The 25990-nt window shown below is 38.7% G+C and carries 19 protein-coding genes; 3 read left to right on the plus strand and 16 right to left on the minus strand.

Annotated features, from left to right (window positions below; genetic code table 11):
• Positions 1 to 240: 240 nt before the first annotated feature.
• Positions 241 to 690: a hypothetical protein gene (locus K322_RS18505; protein ID WP_260202304.1), complete on the minus strand. Its 450-nt coding sequence runs from the start codon at positions 688 to 690 to the stop codon at positions 241 to 243.
• A gap of 335 nt (positions 691 to 1025) precedes the next feature.
• On the opposite strand from K322_RS18505, the gene K322_RS0104220 reads away from it, so the two are divergent.
• Positions 1026 to 1469, plus strand: a complete 444-nt coding sequence (locus K322_RS0104220; protein WP_026625768.1) for a DUF1896 family protein — start codon at positions 1026 to 1028, stop codon at positions 1467 to 1469.
• A complete protein-coding gene (locus tag K322_RS0104225; RefSeq protein WP_026625769.1) occupies positions 1459 to 7266 on the plus strand; it encodes an N-6 DNA methylase in 5808 nt (1935 codons plus the stop codon). Before K322_RS0104220 ends, K322_RS0104225 begins: the two co-directional genes overlap by 11 nt.
• Before the next feature lie 43 nt (positions 7267 to 7309).
• Here K322_RS0104225 and K322_RS0104230 read toward each other — a convergent pair whose 3' ends face one another.
• The 15 genes from K322_RS0104230 to K322_RS0104300 all read right to left on the minus strand — a co-directional run bounded on the left by K322_RS0104230 (position 7310) and on the right by K322_RS0104300 (position 24039).
• The gene (locus K322_RS0104230) at positions 7310 to 7630 is read right to left on the minus strand and encodes a helix-turn-helix domain-containing protein (protein ID WP_006844212.1); all 321 of its coding nucleotides are present in this window, start codon (positions 7628 to 7630) and stop codon (positions 7310 to 7312) included.
• A gap of 120 nt (positions 7631 to 7750) precedes the next feature.
• Positions 7751 to 8089 carry an RteC domain-containing protein gene (locus K322_RS0104235; protein WP_026625770.1) on the minus strand — a complete coding sequence of 113 codons (339 nt, stop codon included), beginning with the start codon at positions 8087 to 8089 and terminating at the stop codon, positions 7751 to 7753.
• A gap of 38 nt (positions 8090 to 8127) precedes the next feature.
• Entirely contained in the window at positions 8128 to 8373 is a 246-nt protein-coding gene (locus K322_RS0104240) for a hypothetical protein (RefSeq protein WP_006798315.1), read from the minus strand.
• 329 nt (positions 8374 to 8702) lie between these two features.
• A complete protein-coding gene (locus tag K322_RS0104245; RefSeq protein ID WP_006844214.1) occupies positions 8703 to 9254 on the minus strand; it encodes a dihydrofolate reductase family protein in 552 nt (183 codons plus the stop codon).
• Positions 9255 to 9474: 220 nt separating this feature from the next.
• On the minus strand, positions 9475 to 9663 hold the full coding sequence (locus K322_RS0104250; RefSeq protein WP_006844215.1) for a hypothetical protein: 189 nt from the start codon (positions 9661 to 9663) through the stop codon (positions 9475 to 9477).
• Between the two features lie 147 nt (positions 9664 to 9810).
• Entirely contained in the window at positions 9811 to 10254 is a 444-nt protein-coding gene (locus K322_RS0104255; RefSeq protein ID WP_026625771.1) for a hypothetical protein, read from the minus strand.
• 520 nt (positions 10255 to 10774) lie between these two features.
• The gene (locus K322_RS20560) at positions 10775 to 14890 is read right to left on the minus strand and encodes a T9SS type A sorting domain-containing protein (protein ID WP_260202348.1); all 4116 of its coding nucleotides are present in this window, start codon (positions 14888 to 14890) and stop codon (positions 10775 to 10777) included.
• Positions 14891 to 14907: 17 nt separating this feature from the next.
• Positions 14908 to 15453: a hypothetical protein gene (locus tag K322_RS0104265; protein ID WP_035331322.1), complete on the minus strand. Its 546-nt coding sequence runs from the start codon at positions 15451 to 15453 to the stop codon at positions 14908 to 14910.
• A 52-nt stretch (positions 15454 to 15505) separates the two neighbouring features.
• A complete protein-coding gene (locus K322_RS0104270; protein WP_026625773.1) occupies positions 15506 to 16450 on the minus strand; it encodes a fimbrial protein in 945 nt (314 codons plus the stop codon).
• Between the two features lie 6 nt (positions 16451 to 16456).
• A complete protein-coding gene (locus tag K322_RS0104275) occupies positions 16457 to 17767 on the minus strand; it encodes a fimbrial protein (RefSeq protein ID WP_026625774.1) in 1311 nt (436 codons plus the stop codon).
• A gap of 36 nt (positions 17768 to 17803) precedes the next feature.
• A complete protein-coding gene (locus K322_RS0104280; protein ID WP_026625775.1) occupies positions 17804 to 18784 on the minus strand; it encodes a FimB/Mfa2 family fimbrial subunit in 981 nt (326 codons plus the stop codon).
• 93 nt (positions 18785 to 18877) lie between these two features.
• On the minus strand, positions 18878 to 20533 hold the full coding sequence (locus tag K322_RS0104285; RefSeq protein ID WP_026625776.1) for an Mfa1 family fimbria major subunit: 1656 nt from the start codon (positions 20531 to 20533) through the stop codon (positions 18878 to 18880).
• Between the two features lie 79 nt (positions 20534 to 20612).
• Positions 20613 to 22079 carry an OmpA family protein gene (locus K322_RS0104290; protein WP_035331325.1) on the minus strand — a complete coding sequence of 489 codons (1467 nt, stop codon included), beginning with the start codon at positions 22077 to 22079 and terminating at the stop codon, positions 20613 to 20615.
• Positions 22080 to 22085: 6 nt separating this feature from the next.
• Entirely contained in the window at positions 22086 to 22673 is a 588-nt protein-coding gene (locus tag K322_RS0104295; RefSeq protein ID WP_026625778.1) for a DUF3575 domain-containing protein, read from the minus strand.
• A gap of 361 nt (positions 22674 to 23034) precedes the next feature.
• Positions 23035 to 24039, minus strand: coding sequence for a tyrosine-type recombinase/integrase (locus K322_RS0104300; RefSeq protein ID WP_026625779.1), 1005 nt, complete (start codon positions 24037 to 24039; stop codon positions 23035 to 23037).
• A gap of 922 nt (positions 24040 to 24961) precedes the next feature.
• Here K322_RS0104300 and K322_RS0104310 point away from each other — a divergent pair.
• Entirely contained in the window at positions 24962 to 25990 is a 1029-nt protein-coding gene (locus tag K322_RS0104310) for a TQO small subunit DoxD (RefSeq protein WP_026625781.1), read from the plus strand.

The raw sequence follows: 25990 nt of genomic DNA on the forward strand, positions 1-25990 counted from the left end.
CTCTAGGCGCTTTGCTGGCATCTGCTGAAGTTGCTCCATCGGTATACCACTCTCTTGAAACAAACGCACATACTTGCGCACTGTGTTGCGGGATAGCTCAAAGGTCGCGCTGATACCTTTTATCCCCATCCCCATTGCATAGCAATGAAGAATGTTTGCTAACTTTGTTGTCATTGTAATTTTAGCTTTAACCCATCGACCAGGACGGGAATCTAAATTACATAAAAATCCCCTGTTGGTTTATATTCCGACAGGGGACATTTTTATTTTGGCGAAAAGGGTCAAACATATTTTGGTACATGGGGGCAATTTAGACTGGCACGAGGGGGCAACGCTCACTGGATTTTCCATGCGTAAAGCAGCGAATCCAAAATTCATAATAAATCGGGGTAATCCGATCTTGAAATAATCACGAAATTCAGATTTTACTCCATTGGGAGGTAATAAGCTAAATACTCCTATTATTTCCCTTGAATTTTTCATTCTAACGACTTTTGTCACAGATTGTCTTTTGTTTATCAGGTATAGATTGGTTTTGAATAACCAGAACAATCCGTCTCGCAATCTATCCTTATTTACAAAGATTGAAGTATAGGCCAGATTCGATTCAAAAGCATCTACTAAAATAGCAGCGACCTCTTCATATTCAGATTCTTTCAATTTATCTATTCGGACATCAGGTAAGGACATGACAATTGCTTATTGATATTACGGTTCAATTAATCAGACAAATTTAAATATAAGTGATTGGATACACAATGAGACCAAGAAAGAAGCGACCATTGAAATAATAATTTCACTATATTTGCCACTGAAAGGTCTTTGTTCTACGATTCGGAATAGTCGTTTAACATTGATTTTTTAGTGGTGGCATCCAGAGCTAAGCTCCGGATGCCTTTTTCTTTCCCAAACTATAAGCTAAAGAAAGTGCTTTGTGGTATATCATTAGGTCTAAGCCTATTGGTATATCTACTCTCATAAAAGCAATAACAAAAGGGTCTTCGACCCCACTAAAAATCAATGATATGACAACAAAACCAAAGACGACAGTCACAGATCTGTCTTATTTCCGACTATCCCTATTATCCTACCTACGTGATACACACCCCGACAAAGCCATTGACCATGAATTTATTGCTGTACGTGGCGATGCCGCAGCAGAAATGTATAGCCAAGCTATAAAAGAAGGTCATACCCACGACGAAGCAGAAGTAATCTCTTCACAAGTCCTCTATGAAGGCTTGCATTTCTCCACCTACCGAACCCTTGTAACTATCCTCTGGGATGAATTTTCAGAAGAAGTAAACCCTTCACAAGCCGAAGGCATAGCAATGGAGCTAGTATCCCGCCTTGCAGATACGATTCAGAAATACACCTTGTCTGATGATTTTGCCGATACACCAGAGTACAATCAGTTTTACACGGAACTGACAGGCGAAATACAAATCCTGCTCGAAAATGGCTTATAATAAGAAAGCCCATCTTCGGGACAATATCGAGGCAATAAGCATTGCTTTTGCTCTTGATAAAGAGAAAAGGCAGGCTACCGATGATGAAAAAATAAAATTGGCAGCCTATTCCGGTTTCGGAGGGATAAAAGCCGTGTTGAATCCCGCCGCCAAACAGGAAGATATACAATATTGGAAAGCCTCGGAGCATGATTTGTTCCCTCTGGTAACCGAATTGCACCAAGTGTTACGGAATGGAGCGAAAGATGATGCTGAATACAAACGCTATGTAAGCTCCCTTAAAAATTCGGTGCTGACCGCTTTCTATACCCCCAAGCCCGTTATTGATGCTTTGGCACTCGCTCTGAATAACAGTGGTATCAAACCTCAACGTTTTCTTGAACCGAGTGCTGGAGCCGGAGCGTTTATATCCTCGTTCAAAGAAACTGTTCCTGATGCAAAAGTAACAGCTTTTGAAAAAGACCTGCTGACAGGTAAGATTCTCTCGCACCTTCACCCACAAGATAAAATACGGATTGAAGGCTATGAGAAGATGGAAGGACGATACTCACAGCATTATGATGTAATTGCTTCCAACATTCCTTTCGGGGATGTTGCTGTATTTGATCCTTTGCTCTACAAACATGAGATACCCGCAGTAAGTCAATCGACAAAGGCAATCCATAATTATTTTTTCACCAAAAGTGTGATGGCTGCCCGTGAGGGAGGATTGATAGCTTTTATTACTTCGCAAGGAGTTCTTAATTCGGAGCAGAATAAACCGATTCGTGAACACCTGATGAATAGTTGCAATGTCGTTTCCGCCATCCGATTACCCAATAACTTGTTTACAGAGGAAGCAGGAACAGAAGTCGGAAGCGATTTAATTATCCTGCAACGTAAGAATATAACTATTTTACCGAGCCAACGCCAACAAGATTTTATAGAATCCCGTAAATTATCCAACGGTATATCTGTTAACAACCTCTTCAAAGACTTCGACAGAGTGATACAGACCGATGTAAAAGTAGGTACTGACCCTTACGGAAAACCTGCAATGGAATTTACTCATTCAGGAGGAACGGAAGCCATTGCCGCCACATTGTATCGGATGCTGAATGAAGATTTTACTCAACATTTAGATGTACAGCATTATCAAAGCCATGCACAGAGTACAGCAGAACAATTACAGGTAGCTCGCTCTGCGGAAATAAGACAAACACCCAATTTAGATGAAACTCGCTTTCCCGATGACCTTAGTCCATTTTGGCAAGAAGTGGAGGATTTTCTGACACAGCCGACAGTACAACAATCCGAAATAACAAAACAAAGCCAAAAGCCAAAAAACACACAGGAAATATCTGTTTCGGATATGGTAGAACTAAGTCCCAAATCGGCTTATGAACCTATTGAAGAAGATTTAGTCCTTTTCCATCCTTTTGGAGAAGCCAGAAACCGCAAAGCATGGGCGGAACTGTCCGAACAGGGGAGAAAAGCAGTTGTAGAACCACGCATTGCCACACCAAAGGAAAAGACGAAGGCTATACCAACAATAGAAAAAAAAGATACAATCATCAAGGATGAAGCCAGCGGATTGTTTGTAAATACGAATACTGGAGAAGTAATAGAACAAAAGGAAGTACCGCCGCCTGATATGCAGCAACAGCCGATTGTTACCTTGTACGACTTGTTTGGATTTTCAGCCGAAGAACGTTCACAGATTAAACAGCCCAAGCGTTCCCGTCGCCGTATGCCCATACCACAGCCTAAAGCCAGCCAGCAAAAGGAGGTACAAGCTAAAAGTCCGACAGCAAGTACACCAACAGAAACACCCGAACAACGTGCGGGACGTTTGGAAAAGGAAAAGGCAGAACGATTAAAGCCTATTCCGATGCCAATACCCGAAACCGGATTGCCAAAACATTATAAGGATGGCTCATTAGTCACTGATGCAGATAATCGCATCGGCTACCTGCGGGATATGGACGGACACCAACCTATGTTTCATCCGTTGGAATTGCCACCGAATCAACAAAAACAGGCATCACTCTATATCGAGATACGCGATACTTACAACCATCTGTACAACAACGAAGCCGATACACTGAAAGAGAATCCCGCATTACGGCAGATGCTCAATCGCTTGTATGATGATTTTACACAAAAATTCGGAAACCTGAACGATGCGAGAAACCTCGAACTTATCAAGATGGATGTCGCAGGACGGGAAATACTTTCGTTGGAACGTTACCGAGAGGGCAAAGCGATAAAGGCTGATATCTTTGAACGTCCCGTAGCCTTTAATCCCGATGAGATTTCCAAAGTAGCTAATGCATATGAAGCTCTTGTCTCCAGTCTCAATAAGTACGGAGCAGTCAATTTGGACTACATGGTTTCGCTTACAAGCAATACGCAAGAGGGCATACTTGATGAGTTAAAAGGTAAGATTTACTTCAATCCTCTTATGGGAGGCTATGAAGTAGCGGATAAGTTTATCTCGGGCAATGTTATCTCAAAAGCTGATGAGGTACAGAACTTTATTGACCGCAATCCCGGACATAAAGCAGCCAAAGAATCCCTGACTGTTTTACAGGAAGCGATACCCAAACCGATAGCCTTCGATGATCTGGATTTCAATTTCGGTGAACGTTGGATACCTACGGGTATTTATGCCGCTTTTGCCTCACACCTCTTTGAGACGGATGTCAATATCCATTATGCACAGAGCCGAGATGAGTTTAGTATAAATTCTAACACTAAAAATGCCAAGATTAGCGATCAGTATGCTGTCAAAAGCGAAAGCCGCACCTTTGACGGTATTGCCCTGATGCGTCATGCTTTGCACGACACCACTCCCGATATGACAAAAACGGTCAGAGTCGATGGCAAGGAGACGAAAGTACGCGACGGAGAAGCGATACAGCTTGCCAATACCAAGATAGATGAGATGCGTAACGGCTTTTCGGAATGGCTCAGAGAACAAACACCCGAATTTAAAGACAGACTTGCCGATATGTATAACCGCACGTTCAACTGTTTTGTACGTCCCGAATATGATGGATCACACCAGACTTTTCCCGGACTCGACCTGAAAGGTTTAGGTATTCCCGATTTATACAAGAGCCAGAAAGATGCCATCTGGATGCTTAAACTGAATGGTGGTGGCATAATCGACCATGAGGTGAGCGGCGGTAAAACACTGATTATGTGTTGTGGTGCAATGGAGATGAAGCGACTCGGATTAGTGAATAAACCGCTTATTACAGGGCTGAAAGCCAATGTTCACGAAATCGCCCAAACCTTTTGTACGGCATACCCTGATGCCAAGGTACTCTATCCGGGCAAGGAGGATTTTACACCGCAGAACCGCAATCGTATTTTCAACGAAATGAAAAACAACAATTGGGATGCGGTGATTTTAACACATGAACAGTTCGGTATGATACCACAATCTCCGGAGATACAGCGGGACATCTTACAAGCTGAACTCGACAGTGTGGAGGAAAATCTCGAAGTGCTGCGTTCACAGGGTAAGGAGGTATCAAGAGGGATGCTGAAAGGTTGTGAGAAACGCAAAAGCAATCTTGAAGTTAAATTGGAAGGGGTAGCCCACCAGATCGAAAATCGCAAGGATAATATGTCAGATTTTCGGATGATCGGCATAGACCATTTGTTCGTAGATGAATCTCACAAATTTAAAAATCTGACTTTTACTACCCGCCATGACCGTGTGGCAGGCTTGGGAAATACCGAAGGTTCACAACGGGCACTCAATATGCTTTTTGCCCTGCGTACCATACAAGAACGTACAGGCAAGGACTTAGGAGCTACTTATTCGTCGGGAACAACGATCTCTAATTCATTGACCGAACTGTATCTGTTATTCAAATATTTGCGTCCCAAAGAACTGGAAAGACAGGGTATCAATACCTTTGATGCTTGGGCAGCTATCTTTGCCAAGAAAACCAAAGATTACGAGTTTTCGGTTACCAATCAGATTGTACAGAAAGAACGTTTCCGTTATTTTATCAAAGTGCCGGAACTGGCTTCTTTCTATTCCGAAATAACCGACTATCGCACTGCACAGGATATTGGCATAGATCGTCCCGAAAAAAACGAGATTTTACACAATATACCACCCACACCCGACCAGCAGGAGTTTATCGGTAAGCTGATGGAGTTTGCCAAAACAGGCGATGCCACTTTGTTGGGACGTACACCACTATCGGAACGGGAAGAAAAAGCAAAAATGCTGATAGCGACTGATTATGCACGTAAAATGTCACTTGATATGCGGATGATAGACCCCGATAAGTATGGCGACCATATAGACAACAAAGCCAGCCATTGTGCCGCTTCGATAGCGGACTATTACCAAAAATACAATGCCCAGAAAGGGACACAGTTTGTATTCTCGGATTTGGGAACCTATAAGCCGGGGCAATGGAGCCCATACACCGAGATTAAACGCAAATTGGTGGAGGACTACGGTATCCCTGCATCCGAAGTGAGATTTATTCAGGAAGCTACCAGCGAGAGGGCACGAAAAGCGATGATTAAGGATATGAACGAGGGTAAAATCCGTGTTATGTTCGGTTCTACCGAGATGTTAGGAACAGGCGTGAACGCTCAAAAACGGGCGGTAGCTATTCATCATTTGGACGCACCTTGGCGGCCAAGCGATCTGGAGCAGCGCGACGGAAGGGCAATACGAAAGGGCAACGAAATAGCCAAACTATATGCTGATAATAAGGTAGATGTAAAGATTTATGCTGTTGAAAAATCATTGGATGCCTATAAATTTGGATTACTTCACAACAAGCAGTTATTTATCAAACAGCTTAAAAATAACAATTTGGGTACTCGTACCATTGACGAGGGCAGTATGGATGAAAAAAGCGGCATGAATTTCTCTGAATATGTAGCTATCCTTTCGGGAAACACCGAATTATTGGAGAAAGCTAGAATAGAAAAGAAGATCGCTGCTTTGGATAGTGAAAAGCAGGCTTTCGTTCGGGGCAAATCTTCGAGCCGCTACAAATTAGAGAACATCATGCAGACCGTAGAATCTAATAAGGGTTATATTGATCGCATCTCTAAAGATGTGGAAGCGTTCAATAGTCGAGTGCAGGTTGCTCCTGATGGCTCGCGGCTGAATCCTATAAATTTGGATGGGTTTCAAGCCACAGACCCAATTGCCATTGGGAAGAAGTTGAACCAAATTTCGGATAGGGCACGCACACATGGGGCACACGAGAAAATCGGTTCGCTATATGGTTTTGATTTGTTGGTAAAATCCGAAACTACGAACAAAGATGGTTTTGATCTGATACAAAACCGATTTTTTATACGTGGCGAGGGACAGATACTTTATAACTACAATTACGGGAGTTTGGCGGCCGACCCCAAAACTGCTTCACTGAATTTCTTAAATGCACTCGACAGTATGCCCAAACTTTTGGAGAAGTACCAAGCAGACACCGATAAACGGATGCAGGATGTACCCGTTCTCAGGCAAGTAGTCGAAAGCGTGTGGTCGAAAGAGAATGATCTAAAGGACTTGAAAACGGAGCTCACAGCTTTGGAGCGTAAGATAGAGTTATCATTGAAGCCCATCGAGCAAAGTGAGGGACAAGAAAATGTTTCTGAAAAAGATCAGGTTCAATCTCAAAATAACCCAAAATCAACAGTAATTCAAGATGCCCCTTTGCCAAATACTTTGCAAGGAGTGAAAGAAGCTATGGGAGACAGGTTCGTGATTGCATCGGTGGGTAGTAGTCCGCTACCAAAAGAAGAAAAAAAAGGCATGAAGCTCTAAATGAAGATGACCGTAGAAGAATAATTCTGCGGTCATCTTATATTTATTCTTTTTCTACCATATCCTCATCTATATTGTCTCTAAAATGATCACGAATAAATTTCTCTACGTTTTTCTCTGTGTAAAATATCTTGTGATGGATGGTTATATAGGTCAGTTCCCCAGCCGAACGGTAACGCTGTAATGTCCGTTTGCTTACGTTCAGCATTTGGCACAGGTCTTGATTGTCTAAAAGCCGTTCGCCGTTCAGTACGTTATGTCGTCCGCTCATTATATCCATAAATTTATCCAATCGGTCGAAACGTCCCATAAATTGTTCGAACCACGCCTGCATAAAATCTTTTAGGTTGTTATCGTCGTTCATCTACTTGCTTGTTTTAATTTCTTCTGCAAGTTTAGCGGAAACGAAAACAATAAAAGTGGTATCTACCACCGCAGATACCACCATTTAGTTTGTAACATATTGATTATTAAACTTAGTGTTTTACTTATAGAATTTGTCTACTTCATTCTTATAAACGGCAAGCAGTCGCTCTAACATAGAGGAAGGATTTTTTTTACGTTCCATTGTGCGAGTTTTGCGGCTGTAAATATTTTTTGGAATGTTGACATTGAAAATAAGCTTCAGGCCTTGTATGATTTCAGAAAAACTGATTAGTTTACCGGATGCTTTACGAATCAGTTTAATATTATAAATCGCTATTGCCAGTTCTATTAGATCTGTGATTGTCCCTCCCCAGATATAATAGCCGGAGGAAGAAGGCTCTGTTGTGTTATTTGTATCGGAAGAAACAGGTTTTGGATTATACTCTATCCATTGCAAAGCAGCATTAAGGAAGGATAAACTATGGGCTATGCAACTTAGAATTGGAGCATTTTTTTTCCCGCCCCCTTATCGCTTAATGACATCTGGAATCCTTCCAATTCTAAGCGGGTATAATGTATTGTAAAATAAGCAGGAATACTTTCTTTCTCTGAGGTACAAAGAGTCGTGACTTTATGTACGAAGTCTTCATACGCTGATTCAATATCATATTTGCCAAGATTGAATGTTCCATCCATTTTCTTCAGCAGGCATAATAACTGTGTGTTTATTAATCTTTTCATATCACTCTTTTTTTTAGATTATTATTAAAAGCAAACAGGTGGCAATACCATATTTACTCAGCTTTCTGTTTCTTATTCGACGATAGCTTTCTTTCTCTGAAAATTATAAGTGCTATATCATGCTATAAACCTGCTTATTTTTTAGGCTAACCGTTTTCAATCACTATCATATAGACTTATTATGTCCAAAGTTTTATAAAGAGATAATAGCATAAATAATCATATGTAACAGCTATTATCTTGTATACTTTATAAAATATTGGCCTATGAATAATTTTAGAGTATTTTGTATATCCCAAGGAAGTTCGATATTTATCTCATATTCTACATTATTTAATGTTCCTCTGATACTTAAGACGTATTACACCATTCGGGTAAGCTTGTTGTGATGATAACTCCCAATAGTTTTCTTTCGCATTTCCCATGGACAAGGGAAAACCATGCCCCAGAGTTACCGGAATTATTATAAGGGTAAATTCATCTATCAATTCCTGTTCTGAAAATTCGGCAATTAATTCATGATCTCCTGCAAGCCAGATATCACCGCCCCCATAGGAAATGATCTCCTGTACCTGGTTCATATAGGATCTGGATGATTTCCTGTTATCAAGGATAATACGGATATCCCTTTTCGGTGGGGCTTCAAAAAAATGCCTGGATATAACATAGCAAGGAAGATTTTCGTATTTCCAACGATAATTATAACATTGAATCATCGTATAATGGCGATGACTGAAAAGAACACAATCAATTGTTCGAAGAAAATCTTTGAATCCATAATCATATTGCTTTATGTACTTTTCCGAGAAATCTATATCCCCGTTTACTTGAGCTATATAGCCATCAAGAGATATGACTGCATACATCTTTATCTTACTCATATTTTAGGTCTCTCTATTTTAATAATGTGTGTCATCAATAATATTCTCTAGATAATATGTAATTCCCTATTTGTCGTATTGATTGGAATAAGAGAAATTCTTGACTCTATATAGATATAATATTTAACTTCCCAAATTTCATTTGACTGGTCAAGCCAGATCCTCTGAGACAAGTGTCAGCCTGTTAAGAAAAGGTCATTAGCACATCTCTTTTTATCGTTTATTTATAGGAGCGGCTCGGCTCCACATTTCTTTCAATACCAATATGATATTCCTTTTCTTTTGTCCAATACGTTATATAATCAATACTATATCTTACCCCGGAGTGATGGGTCCGGACTTTAATTTCATGGTCTCCGCATAAATCCTGCTGTTTCTGTAAATCTGTTATTAATTCGCTTATTTTCATGTTTTTATTTTTAGAAAAAGATAAGTCTTAAATATTTGCAGACTGATAACGTCCGATAGAAATAGAATCGATAAGATCGTATCCGTTGAGAAAAAGTCCATGATCAATTCCTGATATTATCTATATTTTTTCTCTCAGCTATATATATTAGTATCTACGCAATTTCACATCCGGATTCTTGGCCATTTTTCCTGTCAGCATCCAGTATAATATCTGTCTGTCCTTCTTAAAGCGATAGAAGCCCAATGTGCAGAAACTGTCAAATGAAGGAGTATCAGTTCCCCTGGAGATCTCATAATCCACAGCAAAAGTAATCCGGGATAAAATATTGTCTATATAAAAACATCCACCTCCGGGTTCTTTATTTAATCCTTCGAGATAGGCTAGAACCTCTCTCTCTACTTTGTCGGATACTTCAGGTTCGAAAAGTGTAAAACATGTCAGTATATCTTTCTCCAGTCGATATATACAATAAATATCCCCAAAAGGGGAATCACTTAATCCGTAAACTAAACCTTCCTGAGGGTTATAAGTCCCTTTAATTATCTGGTTCTGTAAGTTTCTTATTATCCGCTTAGCGTATCGTTCCATGTATTAGATATGTTTAATTTTTATATTGTATACTCCTTTATATATCCTTTACTTATATGTACATTCAATTTCCTGTGCAGGTAGAAAACAAAGAAGAAATAAATAGAATAATGAGGATATCTATACTTATTATTGTCAATATGCCTGCAATTTTTACCCAATCGTATCTTTTGAAAAACCTTTTAATCATTTAAGTTATTTTTTCATTATTTCTTCTTATTCCATTCTCTTAAACACTTTACTCTAAGATCATATATTACAAACATATGGTTAGAAATTATTCATTACACCTTATGTTCATTTTATCGGTATAATTTATAAACCGCGCGAAATATCACATCTCACGCGGATCATCCTTAACACAAACTTTACATAACTACCTATCTCAATCGGTAGCATATTTTAATTTTATTTGACTGTTTTTTCTTAAAAAAACCGCGCGAAATATCGCATCTCACACGGTTCACAAACTTTACAAAACTACACTACTGCCAATACTAATCGGCAGCATTTTTATTTTCTATCTTAATAAAACACGGTCTGTTTTGTTGATAGAATTGTTCTCTCCAAGAACTTTCACTATGTAAATCCCTTGTCTAATTGATGGGCTACCAGAAAACTCAGTAATTCCGTTTTTTCGAACTTGTTTTTTCATAACAAGTTTACCCATCAAATCGTAAACTATAGCTGTACAATCTTCCTCGCTTTGATTATTTATCGTTATAATATTATTTCTTACGTAAATATTTATTAAGGAAGATTCTGTCTTGTCCTCAATAATACCTGAAGTAGATGCCATTATTTTGAATCGATCAGATTTTGAAGTATTAAATCCTGCGATTACATATTCCGCATCGTTTACAACAGGATAATTTCGTCCGGTAAATAAATCTCTAAGGAAAAGATTACGGGATTCAACTTCAGGGGATACCGACAGACTGATTGAATAATTTGTCATAGCTTCGGATCTGATACTGATTACAGTTCCATTCATATCTGGAACTGTGGCTATCTGATAGTCAGACTGGTCACTTCCCGGAATATATGCTTGAATAAGTTCCCCTTCTTTTATCTTGTAACCGTCCCAGCCGTTATCAAATCCTGTAGTTGTATTATGATTCTCGAAAAGCCACACTCTATCAGCCGATTCATTACTAATCACATCTACTATAACATGTGGTAACTCTGATGATGAACTACTTCTGAGCTGTGCCGATTTCCATGGTTTTATTGTAGATTCATTCAAGTCATTTTTTACCAGTTGGTCATATTTAAGTGTAATATTACCAGGAGTTGTTACATCCAACATAAATGTATGCATGGATAATATCCTGTCCGGTATTCCAGCTTGTCCGGCAAGATTGAATGGAACAGCCTGATATTGTCCTGCCGCAATTCCGTCTGCACTTCCTCCGTTAAGCTTGCGCCATTGGTCTCGGGTTCCGATATTAAACAGATAAACGGTATTCGATTCTAGTACCACACTTTCATGACTTATAGCCGCAGATGTTATGGGTATGGCTGCTGTAAATGAATTAGCAATAAGATTCATCCCCGAATAATTTACATTAAGTGTCCGGGTAACACCCACAGTTGCATCACCGACATTGAGTATACCAGGAAAACGATATATATGAGTCGGCTCAGCGTTGGTATTATTTGTGATTTCATAACCTTTGAATGCTTTTAAGCTTAGATCCGGAGTATATGGAGCCGGACGCCATTTATTGCTATAAATATAAGGCTCAACCCACTCGTTTATAGTTTCAACTTTCGGATCCAAGTAAGGAAAATCTGAGGATTGTACCGGAATACCAAAATATTGCCATTGTTTTTTATAAAATCCGCAAGTCGCGCATTCATAAGCTTTATTATAAAATTCGACAATGGCATTTACTGTTGTATTATTGGGAGGATTCGTGAATATTAACGTTCCCGTAGCCTTATCTGGATCTGATTTTATAACGATAGTACCCTTATTGGAATTGTCGTCTTTTACAGTACCATTGATAGTTAGCTGATTTTGAGTAGTGATAACTAAATCTACATTCGAATTATTAATCAGATCACCTATAATACGGTCTTTGTCTAGATATAGATCTCTTTGAGCCGGATTATTACTATTATTAACAGCAGTCGCAAATTCAATGTCTTCTCCAGTATCAGGCACTTTCTTAGCTGTCCAGTTATTGGCTATTGCCCAATTGGTACTTTCGGTTCCATGCCAATAGTTACTGCAATATTGGTCCACAATAATTATAAACTCCCAGTAACAAGTTATATACATTCCTGGAGGAATAGCATAATAAATAGAAGATTCACCGAAAGTTCCCACAGGGAAACCTGTCGCTGAAGTATATTGTATAGCATCGTCTGCGGGAGTTACAATACCAGTTGAGACATCTTTATTTACTTTACTGTAAAATTTTGAGCCTTTGGGGAAATTGGGTGAAACATCTGTAAAGGGAATAGTTCCCCCAGCAGACAACCCACAATATTTAAACTTTCTGCGAGTATAATAATCAGGATCTTCACCCTCTGGAACCGTACAACTTGTAGCTAAGTAATCTGTTGCATCTATATTGAAGTTTACAGGTTCATATACAGGCTGTCCATCGCAGGATCCATCTTTTATAAATCCAGTAATAAATTTATTATTTGTAAATGATACTCCGGAGGTCACTCCTGTTCCAGTAGTAGTCCCATCTACAGAAACCGTTATACAAGATGCGTTGTTGAGAATAAAGCAATCATTCGTAACTTTCAATCGATAGGTTAACTTAGCTAATACTTCGTCTTTATCTACAGGCAAAGGAATATTACCTATATTCCATATAATGGATCCGGTTCCTCCGAGAGCCGGATCATAGGTTACTGTCCCCGACATAGAAGGATTACCTTGCCAAAAATATTCAGCGTAAGAACTCATATAAGTGGTTGTGAATGGAACAGGTATAATAATCTTACCATCCTTTACTGCTTCTGTCCCCAAGTTCTTAAGAAATACAGTATATTCAATCTCATCGTTAGGATATACGGTTGTCGATGATTCTCCCGGGACGTATGGAATATCATTTACAGAGATCACATTATTCTCACTTTGTACTTCCGGTATATAAGCATCCACTGCCATAGCAATACAGAAAATAATATATGTATCTTGTGTAGAGTTATACTGAAAACGTGTGGAAGTCTGATTATTAGTCATCAAAGATTTATCATCATTATTGAGTGTAAACATAGAAATGTCTAATCCCGTGTTGTTTTTTAAATTGGGATTACGAGCATTTCCTCCTGTATATATTGATGAATTAAAGAAGTTATTTGTTGTATTGTCTCCATGGGAGAGATTGACCCAATTACTATTGGCTGCATTTCTTATCTTAAACTGGTCTCCAGAAATACCAACATCTCCTTCTCCAGCCATTAACCCTAATTTTACATCCACAGGACCCTGCTGAACAGTATTAAAACCGGAAACTGGTAGTTCATATGTATAATTCCCTCCTGCGACATAAGCATGACCGTCAAAAAGAGTTACATCGCGCCATTTCATCTTGGAGTTTTCATAGACTACGATCAATCCCCAACCACCATAAAATCCGGTTCCACCTCCGTTACCTTCCTGTAAAGCAATATCAGCTACAAAATATTCACCTAATCCATTTGCCTTAACATAATCAGTTACCTCTGCATAAGCTGAATACATGTACCCGTCGTCTGCGGTTGGATAATAGATATCGTTGGAGTTCGCAGTGATAGTTTGATAAGTATCCCCGGCTTTTTTCAGTTTTACCTGTCGCTTATTCAATAATTTTGCATCTGATGTTACACTTGCTCGGTAATTGTCATTAATACTGTTATTTGTTCTCCTTTTTCTCAATGAATTGAGAAAAATAGTCTGGCTCCCAGAACTTATGCCGTAAGGAGTATTAAAGGTAAAGGAATAGTTGTTATTAGACGTACTTGTCAAATCTCCAGAGAGTGCAGTTTCTGTTCCGTTACCGATCTGAACTGTTACTGAACCTTGATCGGAGTTTCCCGAGTTCCAGGAACGAAAGCGAAAAACAACCTTATTTTCTCCCCCAGAAGGAGTGAAAGTGTAGGTCGCAATACGGCCATCTGATGTGCCTGAGCCCTGAGATTGATCGGTGGCAGCGATAGACAAGGTATAGCCGTTGAAACTATCAGTATTATATCGATTATCAGTTGAACCTCCGATTGTAAATGCATTAGGGCTTGTACCATTATGTGCCCTGCCCGTCCAGTAGAGTCCTGCATATATAATATTAGAACAATTCGGATCTGCCACACCACCTTCTGTAGAAAAAGTAAGGGTGGCTGAAGATGAGTTTAAAGTATTAGGGTCACCATCTACATCTACATAGTCCATATTAGCATTATTACTGCCATTATCACTATAATTTCGTAACGTGAGATTCGTATTGCCTATCATTGTAAAGTCTCCCTTGATATTATATACTTTTGTATCAGTACTGTAAGTTGATGTTCGCTGAGTGAATGGGACTCTCACCTGTGCCCCTATATCCTGGAAGGAAGAAGTTATCCCTATAAATAGAAATAATAGAATCCATTTCCAGCCCACTCTATTTTTATGATGATATAGTTTTTTCATATTCTTCATTTTTTCGTTTACTGAGGAATACATAATTGGTAGAAGACTTGTATATATTCTTCTGTTTCTACAGTATTATTAATCACTGCTTCCGAAACTTTAACGTTCAGACATTCCTCGTTTTCATTATCGTCGCAGACAGGATATTCATAAACAAAAAGGATATATTCTAATGAGGTGAAAGCTTCTAAGCGGGAACAGTCTATTTCCATCCGTTCATCATCAGTGGATTGCAAACGTATCTGAATAAGCTCTACTGAAGAGAACTCCTTTCTTTTACTATAAAGAGAGGATATGTCATTTGCATCCACATATAACACTAAAGGGGCGGAGTTGCCATACATCGCACACTTTCCATCTGTAAGATAAGCATCTGGCTTTAGCCCTGTAATTAATGATCTCAATTTAATATCTGTAGTGCTTTTAAGTGGCTCTGCGGCATTTATTGTATTATGAATACTTGAGAGAAGGTCTGTAAAAAGAAAACAAGTAAGAACTAAAAATATTCTTAACCTGCATGTACTGTATGTACTTTTAAGTATCATGTCTATATCAAATTTCATATTCGTTTTGTTTATCACATTTATTGTGAATATTTAATTCTATAACTTCCGTCTAAATCTCCACATCGTACACATACCAGTTATTGCGCTCTATTTTTGCCGGCAGTTGCAATTTGTAGGTCTCGTCTCCAAATTCAGGTGGGGGTAGGAATCCCCCGTCAAAATAAGGCAAACTGAGCTCTATGCTTGTTCCTGCATTATCCCGTTCGTTGAGGTAAGTTATCAGGGTCAGGTTTGTTACTTTTCCATTGCCATCAAGCGTATAGGATGTTATAGCATCGTTCCAGTTTATCCAAGCGAGTGAGCTGACCAGATTATCGGTTTTCAATATCTGTTTCAGGACATAGGTATTCTTATCGAAATCGATAAGCCTATATTTATATCGTGTAGTGCCTTCCCCAGACAATGGTTTTTCCTGATGCTTTGCTGTCAAGCTTATGTTGAGTTGTACTTTGGCCACAGCCCGAATCAGAGGAATACTGCTAAGCTGGTAATTCGAATTAAAATTGTGTGTCTTATTGCCCGACATCAAGATAGGAGTCGTTAGTGTCGTAGACCAAGGCGTGCTGTTTGACTGTAAAACCGATTGTAACCCTGTTACGGTAGAGACTCCATCAAGTGATGTTTTTATTCCGGTACAGTTGGCTACAACATATACATCTCTGCTACCAGCTTCTGCCTGTGTAAGGTTGAGTAATACTTTGTTATCTGTATTGTTCCATGAACCGCCGGAAAAACTAGCCGATGGTATGTAATAAGATTTAAATGTCTGTGCCCCTGATGTAGGAAATAAAAACACATACAGGTTATCAATTGTCTGTTCAGCGGCAGAGCCATTGTCAGTAGCTGCTTTCAGACTCCCTTTAACGAAACTGTTTATTTGAAAAGAGAGTATTATTTTTTCATTATCCGTACTGCCTGCCACAGGGTTGTCATCACCTGAACAACCGGTGAACAGCAGACTTAAGAAGCCTATTATGTATATATATATTTTCATATTCTTTTATTTACTGAATGTCTTCACCAGAATCCCATTGTAATATACTTCCAGATAATTCCCAGATTGAGGAATATTTGTCAGTGTATAATCCTCTTTGTCAGTAGGGCTTGTCTTTATAAATTCTTTAGTCAATGCAGCGTCCGAGAAGGTACATCCGTTTATAGCTTTCAGCGTAACATGATGCGGATCACAAACTTCTATCGTATTACTGATCGTTATATTCCCGTCATTGTCAACGTTCACATTGTACCCGTAACCCATGTAAGTTGCACTTTTTTTAACTGTCCATGGATCGATGGTATAAATGATTTCTATCGTTTGCAATTTTTTGATAACATAGTAGTAATGCCTGTTTCTGTAGATGTTATAGTCGGGTTTATCCGTATTTTGACCGGTGGCAAAGGCCAGATAATCCGTGTCTGTGATGGTGCGGTCGTCTGTAATGACAGGTATGTCGTAGGATTTTCCGTCAAGGGTTTCAATACTGAAGTAGTTGACCGGTTTATGATCTGCCACTGACCATACAGGATTTGTATTCATCATCATGGCTTCCGGCATATAGTACAGGTATGAATTACCCACTTTTTTTAATAGCTTATCTTCATAATACCCTACAGTTGCAGGATACATATCCGGTATGAGCCCGAACTGACGATATGCATTTTTATAATAAATGTTCTTGACACCGGAACCTATAGATGCCCCCTCTATTACGACCTCGAGTTTGGCGACAGCACGGATTAACTTCACCCGGTTTTCTTCTGTCCCGTTCACAACAGGTCGGAAAGGCTTCGGCTGGTAGATGTTTCCGCCTTCACTTACTGTTTGGTTCAGATATGTTCTGGACATCGGGAAGCCCTTACTTTCTGCGGCTGAAAGATACAGGTCTGTATCCATATCGCGGAAAGCAGACATGTAACTGTCCATCAATGACTTTGTGGCTATCATCTTCAATGCTGCCATCGGCATATTGGCCACAAAATAAAAATCACGCTGTCCTGTGGTCAGCTTTACGGTAAAGGTTTTTTCCTTATCTGTAAAGGGTATTGCTTCATCGAAATATTCAGAGATCTTTTCTCCGGTCGATGAATCGAAGACCAGCAAGGCCAGATCGTGTACGCGATCTTCATTATCTGCTGCATCTTCATTGATTGTTTCCGTATCGGCTGCCTGCGCCCTGGTTACAGATAAGTATACCTCCTGTCCTTTGGTTGTCTTGTCTGTTTCATCCTGATTTTCATAGATAAAAGAGTCACAAGCCACAAGCAGAACCGGCAGACAGAGTAAGAGTATATATCGTATTTTTAATATCATAATCGTTTGGATTATTCAAGCCCGGCAGGCTTAAATTTATAAATCAGTGCTATAGCTATGAACAAGCCAGTTGTTCACATAAATGGCGCAACTGAAGTGAGTCCAGCACTCGGCACAATAATCCTTGATCAGGAATTTGATTGTAAAGTCATTTTCACAGTCGAGGTTTACACCCTTGTCTACAGCCCTTAACAGGATGCTGGCAATCAGGTCACCGTCAAAGACGGTTTCTTCCTTATCGTTTCCTGTATAGGTAATATTCAGTTTGTTGCTGTAGCCGGTAGTAAGGTCCAGCATGGCATAATTCCATTCACCTGTATTTCCTTCCAGTTTGGTCTCTATCGACGGATAGGTCAGTACCGGAGTATTCATAGGCATCGTACCGTTTATACGTACCGTACCATTGGCTGAAGAAACATCCACATTGAGTTTTGTAGGATCATATTCTTTCATGGTTACCTTATCAAACTCAATAATAATTTTGATCCTGTTGGTTAGCTCTTTTAAATTTATAGCAGTATGTTTATATAACGAGCCGTATTCTTCCGGATTGGGTAAAAAAACGACTGGGCTTTCACCATGCCATATATGTTCTGTAGAAGTAAGAGTGGTCGCTATATTATTTGTTGAGTTAATAGTCATCATCACATCCTCTTTTGTGGTTACCCCGGGAGAAAATGTGTTCTTGTTGAATTTATCATTTATCCCTGCCCATGCTATAAAGGAATAGTTCCCATTGGAGACTGGTACAAGCACTTCAAAGTCACGGCTCAGGTTTACGTTTTGCTGTTGTATTGTAGTTGAAAGTTTGCCTTCCTGGTCGAATGCAAATACGGTAAGTGAGGACACGTTCCCGATAAACAGAGAATCGTCCGCACATGGGGTCTTGGAGTAGAATTTTACATAAACACCCTGAGGGCAATCTTTCAGGTCATCGTAGATAAGGGAATCGCAACCCCAGAAAAGAGCCCCTGTCGCGAACAATACCATTATTATCCAGATTCGTAAATTCTTCATCCCTTGTACTTTTTATTAATTTAATGTTTGATTTGAATAATCGGTAGGGAAATACGGCTCCCTACCGAAGTTATTGTTTTTTATTTTTGAGGATTAAATCCCCGGAGATACAGAATACGAGTGAAGCGTCCAAGGAAGAACTTTCACATCCACGCTCATCCACGTTTCAGGAGTAGTTAACGGATCAGTCGGTTTAATCGGATTCTCCGGTTCTTCGTATCCCGGCACACTTGGTTTCGGATCCGGATTTAGAGGTAGGTTCGTTCCCGGATTAGAAGGGTCTTCAGAACCTTTAGGATTATTCGGATCTTCAGGAAATAACGGGTTCCAGTTTGTTCCCAGATTTCTGAATCCTGTAATGTGGATATGGTATACGTTATTTCTTATAACCGGAGAATTATACCATGCCGGAACTTCATCTGGATTTACCCATGCATAATACAGAACTTTACCTTTTACGTATCTGGCGACTTTTTGATTTGCGGCACCGCCTTTAGCTGTATTCTGTGCATTTTCCGCGGTAGTATAAAACTTACCGTTTTCACCCACGAAGAAGTCGTTATTTGGAGTATACGTTTCACCGTCAGCAAATGCTGCAGCCGCAGGTGTGAATTTAGCACGGATAAGCACATAGGCTGTATTCCCTTTTTTATAGCTGGAAGTAGCACCTGCAGCATAAGCGTGTGTGTTTGGCAGGATAAATTTACCTGACAGTTCGGCATTCAACTCTGCAGTTACTTGTCCGTAAGGATCGGTTGCATAGTCAGTCATTGTTTTAACGGCAGTTCCTCCGAACTGGTTAGCAGAGTCATAGTTTTCAAACAAACCCGAATAATCGTATCTAGAAGAGCTACCTGTAATATCGGTTCCCCAAAAGTCAGCATCTGAAACGGGAACCCATGAATAGCTAGGTGTAACCCAATCTGCTTTGCGTTGGATAAACAATGAACTTTCACCTTGTGCCAGTACCCAGTTGATATCGGATATTACACCCAGGGGTGAACCTCCCGCTGAAGGCACGGTGTAGCTCAAAGCCTGAGTCGAAACCATAACCCGGGCGACAGCTCTTTCCACTTCCAGGCTAACACGGTTTTTAGGTGAGGTTGTAGCCAACGTTTCGGTATCTGTTACATTGGCTTCCACATTTATTGTTTTAGGCTCAACATTGGTCATGACGATTGTTTCATCTGTCGTCCCATTTTTGACTGCTAGTTTATCCGCAGAAGTATTGGTAAATGTTTGGGCACCCGAGTTAGCCAGATACAACGCCGCCTGGGTGTAAGCATTTTCAAACTCAGCCACCGGCGTTTTAGCCAACGCATTTACTACTTCTGTTGTTCCGTTTACCAGAACATATACTTTCTTGGCTCCGGCTGTAGTCTTAATTGCAGCATTTTGTGTTTTAGGAACCAGTGTTATGTCACTACCGTTTATGATTTTTTCATAATCTTTCCCTGAGCCACTGGCACCGACTTCAAGTGATTTTGAGGTAACCGATGATCCGTCTATGAGATAAACAGCTACAGTTTTTATATCGTCTTTTCCAGCCCATTCCCCGATATTGTTGTAATCTTCAGGCAGAGCTTTTGTTGCCCTCAACCCTGAATTCTGGGACATCTTCAAGGTAACACTCACATTCGTGTTACCTTCTTTTTCTCCGCCCGATGATATATCATCGTCATTGCTACATGCTGTCAATCCCAAACTTAATGCGATTGCAGCAGTTAAAAATAATTTGGTTACTTTCATTTTTTTATCGATTAAAAATTAAAAATCTATTTTTGTTTGTTTTGTGAATAATGCGGTTTATCAGTATTGTATATTATTTTTATTTGAGGATTCTATTAATAATTTCCAGATTGGCACTTGCATCTTTATCTCCGTTATCTGCTGATTTATTGAAATACCCTAAAGCTTTTTCCATATCACCTTTTAATATATAAGCCACACCAAGATTATTCCACACAGTCGGTTTCTCTTCTATTCTTTTTAGCCGTTCAATGGCTGTGTCATAATTTTTGCTTTCAATATCTGCGGCTGCGGAATTAATAATAGCAATTTCGCTCTCAGGGTATAATCTGACTGCGATATCAAAGACGTCACGAAACTCTTTGCTGTTCGATGGGTAACTTTCTGCCACCAGGAACATTTCGTTTAGGCTGAGAAGTTTTGGATTTTTCTTTATCACTTCTCTGGCTTCTTCCACATTAAAGGCACGTACCACGTAGGCTACTGTATATTCTGTACGTCTCAATAGAGGATAATAATTATTAAGCAGTGTTTTGTAGGTATCTCCGTTTGAAAGTTTCAACAGTTCAATATCCCGCACATCGGGATTCTGAACCTTGTCAATTATATTCAGAATATTTTGTTTGTCTGCCAGGAATGAAACAGAAATGGCTTTACGCAGACCTTCCCAGTCTTCTCCTTTGCCTTCAACCGTAAATTTGTCGTGCGAGACACCAAATTTGGAGACCAGGTAATGAGCAAAGGAATTAGCCCTGTTTTGCGCCAGTATGCGGTTATGTTCAAAGCTGCCTTCGGGAGAGGCATATCCGGCAATGGTGAATTCGGTTATTTCAAGATCTTGGTTATCTCTTATATCCCCAATAACCCTGTCTACTTCATCAAATTGAACTCTATTATTCCTGTAATCCCTTAACAGTTCATAGCGATCAACATGATAGTTGAAAGTCGCCGTGTGACGGTCACTGCGTGCTTTCACAGGTTCCACTTCCGGTATGATAAATGTCAATTTGTAAGATGCCGGATCTCGCTTTGGCAAAATATTTTGAACGATTAATTGCCTGTCTGACTCATCATAACAGTTAGCGCATCCGGATACAGCTTTTTGAATTGTAAGCGAGGCATTATCCATCCATTGTCTGTAAGCCACGGATGTATTATAATTTACTGACTGGGATGTGTTGTTTTTACGTTTTAAGATGGTCTGTGGTTCTGTTTCAAAAGGGAGTTGATCACCGTTTCCCAGGTTCTGTTTACGGTTAATAATTTTATTACGCAGAGTTCCGGTTATAACTACTGGTGCAAGTGATAATATCTCTCCATTAGGTTCATTTGATTTAAGAACAGGAGTTAAAATAACCATTTCATTTCGTTTAACGATCATCCCATCCAAATCAAAAATCATCGAAATAGATACATGATTACTTTCCTTACTGATATGCTCGGAAGAAACCTTAAAATCTCCTGATTGTATCATCTGGGAACGAAGAGGTATTATAAAGCCTAAGAAGATTACGATCAGTATTGCTTTCATTATATTATTGTTCATTGTGTCCTATTTTATTATGTAAATAAATGAGAGTTCAGCTTTTGTCACACCCCAATAATTATAATTACCTTCATCCTGCTTAGTTCCGCAATCTTTGCATGGGTATTCATTATAATGAATGCGGGCATATCCCGCTCCGATATTGAACTCGAAGTTCCAACGATTACTCAACACCCATTGATAGCCATAACTAAGGCCTCCACCATAGAGATAACCTTCATAGCGTTTATCTTTAAAGACATCCAGTCTACCGATAGGAATATCCCACCCTCCTACATTAAATTGTGCACCATGTGCGTGCACTCCAAGAAAATGTCCGTTAAAGGTTTCACAGAACCACCAACGATATTCCGGTTGGACGAGCCAATGCTTGAACCTCTTATTATCTGAGAATTCAAAAGGATTGAAACCTCCGCTGATTTCAAGTGTACTCTTTTTGCCCAAAGCAAACTCCATCCCCAAATTAGGTGTTGTAGTAGCCCAATAAGCCAGATTAGTCTTTATTGCAACCTCTTGGCTCCGAGCTTGCTGGTTACAAAAAATAAAGATTAAAATGACGACGTAGACCTTGTTTAATTGATTGCTGAAATTCATCTTTAAGTTCAATTGTTAAAGTGTTTTACAGCAAGAAGTCTCTTTCTTTGTGGGAAAGAGACTTCTTAATCTTAATTGTGTATTCTGTTTATAGTGAAGTTTTACATTCAGAGAATATAAAACTTATAAATTTGTCTAAGAATGTGTTATATTATTTTATTACCTTATTGTCAGGCAAAATTGAGTGTGGAAAAATGTAAGCTATGATCAAAATATAGTTTCATATACTACAATCCAATATAGAAATAATTGATATTTAATAAATATCGACAATAATTATTGAATCTTAAAAAAATATAATTATCTTTGCTGCAAATATTTAAGACACAGTTGGAAAACTCTTTCCCACAAAGAAAGAGTCTTATGGGACTACCGAAGTGCAAAAGTCTTTTTGATATTTTCCTTTTCTTTTCTTATCCAATCGAACAAAACGATTCAACATATCATTTACTTCCCGATCTACTTTTGTCGTTGAAATAGACGATAAATATATTTGTGTTGTTCTTATTGATGTATGCCCCATGCATTGGCTAATAATCTCAACCGATTTTCCGGCTTCCAGCATTAATGTGGCCCAACTATGCCGCATAACATAAGTAGTTAATTTACCCGGGAGATGAAGCATTTGACCAATAATTAAAGCATGCCGATTGATTCGTCTTAATGCCGATTTCTCACATAATACAGTTTTATTATTTTTTTCTCTAAGAAAAGGAAAGATATACAAATTATTGTTTTTTTTATATCGTAACATAATTTCTTGTGCCTCTTTTGGAACAGTCAAACGAATAGACTGTCCGGTTTTACTTCGGCGGTATTCAATTTGCCAGAAATCGTTAATCATATCCCAGCTGAGGTTATATATGTCATGAAAGACCATCCCCCGGCAATATAGACTCACTAATAATATATCTAAGGATTCTCTTTGACTATCGGTTAGAGATGAACCTAATTCCGGATTTAGCAGTTTCGACAACATTTTTACGGAAAGTGCTCTTTTAGGCGTTAATCCTTTCTTCACATACAATCCAATAAATGGATTTATAATATTAAGATCGGCATATTCTTTGGTCTTAATTGTAGCGTTAAATAAGGAGCGGAGTCCTCTAAAATAGAAATCTACAGTTTGGGGTTTATCCGGATGTCTTTCATGTAGCCATTCAATATATGATTCAACCCACCCTTTGTTTAGCTCATCTAGAGAAAAAGATTCGCTTTGTTTCCCAAGATACAGATTTAATTTATTAATAAAGCTCACATAGTTCGCAACCGTGTGATATCGACCACTCAGCTTTTTCATTTCGAGGGTTTTCCGAAAAGCTATTAACACCGAATTCTTATTTAAAAGAATTTTCTTTTTTTTCATATAAATAATATTTTACAATTTTAGACATACAAAGATTAGCAATTATCGTATTCTCTAAAACAAACATTTAACTCAAATTATATCGTAGGATATATATAAGTAATGCCTTATTGAATCAAAAAGAAAGTGATAATATATTTGTAGTGATCTCAGAATAGATAAATATCCTTACTTATCATAAGATTAGGTCATATATGAAAGAAGCATCTTTAACTTATAGAAAAAATAATGAGGTAACTATTGATAATTACTAATTAGGATTTATGGGATAGAATAAAATAACTAAGGATAGACATTTGTTTATAAATGGCAGACAGTCATATTCTAAATATACATTCAAATTATAATTTTCAAAGCTATATAGGAGACACTCCGAAGTAATTAAAGAGGAATACGGAATCTTAAAATAAACAAAATAAACAAACATTGTTGCTTCGTCTTTGTTTTACTTTCTATTTGTACAAGTTTTCGAGTTGATGTATAAAAGTATTATCACATATTTGGCTCTATTGCCATTGGCAATCCTCATAAGCCTTTCTTGCCCACTTAAACAGGAAGTTAGATTATTATTGGACATTCCGGTGAATACATCTGCTCAAACTGACAATTACAAATCTTCCAAAGTATGCCTAGCTGTATTAACTAAGGATAAAGAATCGCAAAAAAGAAAACAATATTTTAATATTAAAGTTCAATTTTTACGAAAAGATTCAGATAGTCCCTCTTCTGATTCAAACACTTCAGTCATTTCCCACATTGGCTATTTCAACCTTAGTAGATACAAAGAGGTTCCTATTTTTCTCCTCTTTCGAAAGTTAATTATTTAAATCCCGAAAATATGTTTTAAAATTACCAATAAAATGAAATTTATTTTATTGGGTTTCTCATTTATTCGAGTATTTAACAATTAAACAACTTTCTTATGCAAAAGAATCATAAAGAATTATCTCAACTATATAGTCTTTCAGGGACTTTCACGCTAGCACTACGATTGGTTGTCGGGTGGACTTACTTCTCTGCTTTTTGGCGACGATTGATTCTTGAAAACAAGTTAAATCCCGACGTTTCGGGATATATCGGAGAAAAATTTAACCACTTCCTGCCAAATGCTCTAGGAATAAAACCTATGATAGAATATCTAGTATCTAATCCCGATACTCTTTGGTGGGCGATGGTTATCTTTACTATTATAGAAGCAATTGTCGGACTGTTCATTATGCTCGGGCTAATGACCCGGCTAATGAGCGTTGGAGTATTGGCTTTAGCAACAGGTATTTTACTTGGCTCGGGTTGGTTGGGAACAACATGTCTGGATGAGTGGCAAATCGGAATATTGGGTATATCCACAGGATTTGCACTGTTTTTCACTGGTGGAGGGAAATATTCAATTGATAATTGTTTACTCAAAAAGATGCCGGAGTCTAGACTAAAGTTGTTTTCTTGGATTGGATCTGGGTCCCTTCCTTTAAATATGAAAACAATACAACGAATAGCAATTTCGGGAACAATCGTTATATTCTTTATGACCTTGTTCACAAACCAATATTTTCATAATGGAGTATGGGGGAATCTTCACAACAAGTCGGTTAAACCCATTGTAGAGATATCAGATGCTAGCTTGACAAACAAGGGATTATCCTTTACGATATTCAGGGTAGAAGGAGCAGATGTATACGGTTCTTTCCTGATTGGCATTGAACTGAAGGATAAAGAGGGTAATATTGTTATTAATAAAAGTGGATCAGAATTATCGATGTTTCCCGAGACGAACATCAGCAATTATTACGTTGCAAAAGTTACTCCGGGAAAACACAGTTTGGTAATACCTTTAGGTAGCAAAGCCGTATTGACTATAGATGATGAGCGTCTTCATGCCTTAGAAAAGGGTGAATACAAACTGACCCTTACTGATATTAGCGGAATAACATGGTCTCAACTAATTATTTACTGA

Source organism: Indolivaga capnocytophagoides DSM 22835 (assembly GCF_000426485.1).
Taxonomy (GTDB): Bacteria; Bacteroidota; Bacteroidia; order Bacteroidales; family Dysgonomonadaceae; genus Dysgonomonas_A; species Dysgonomonas_A capnocytophagoides.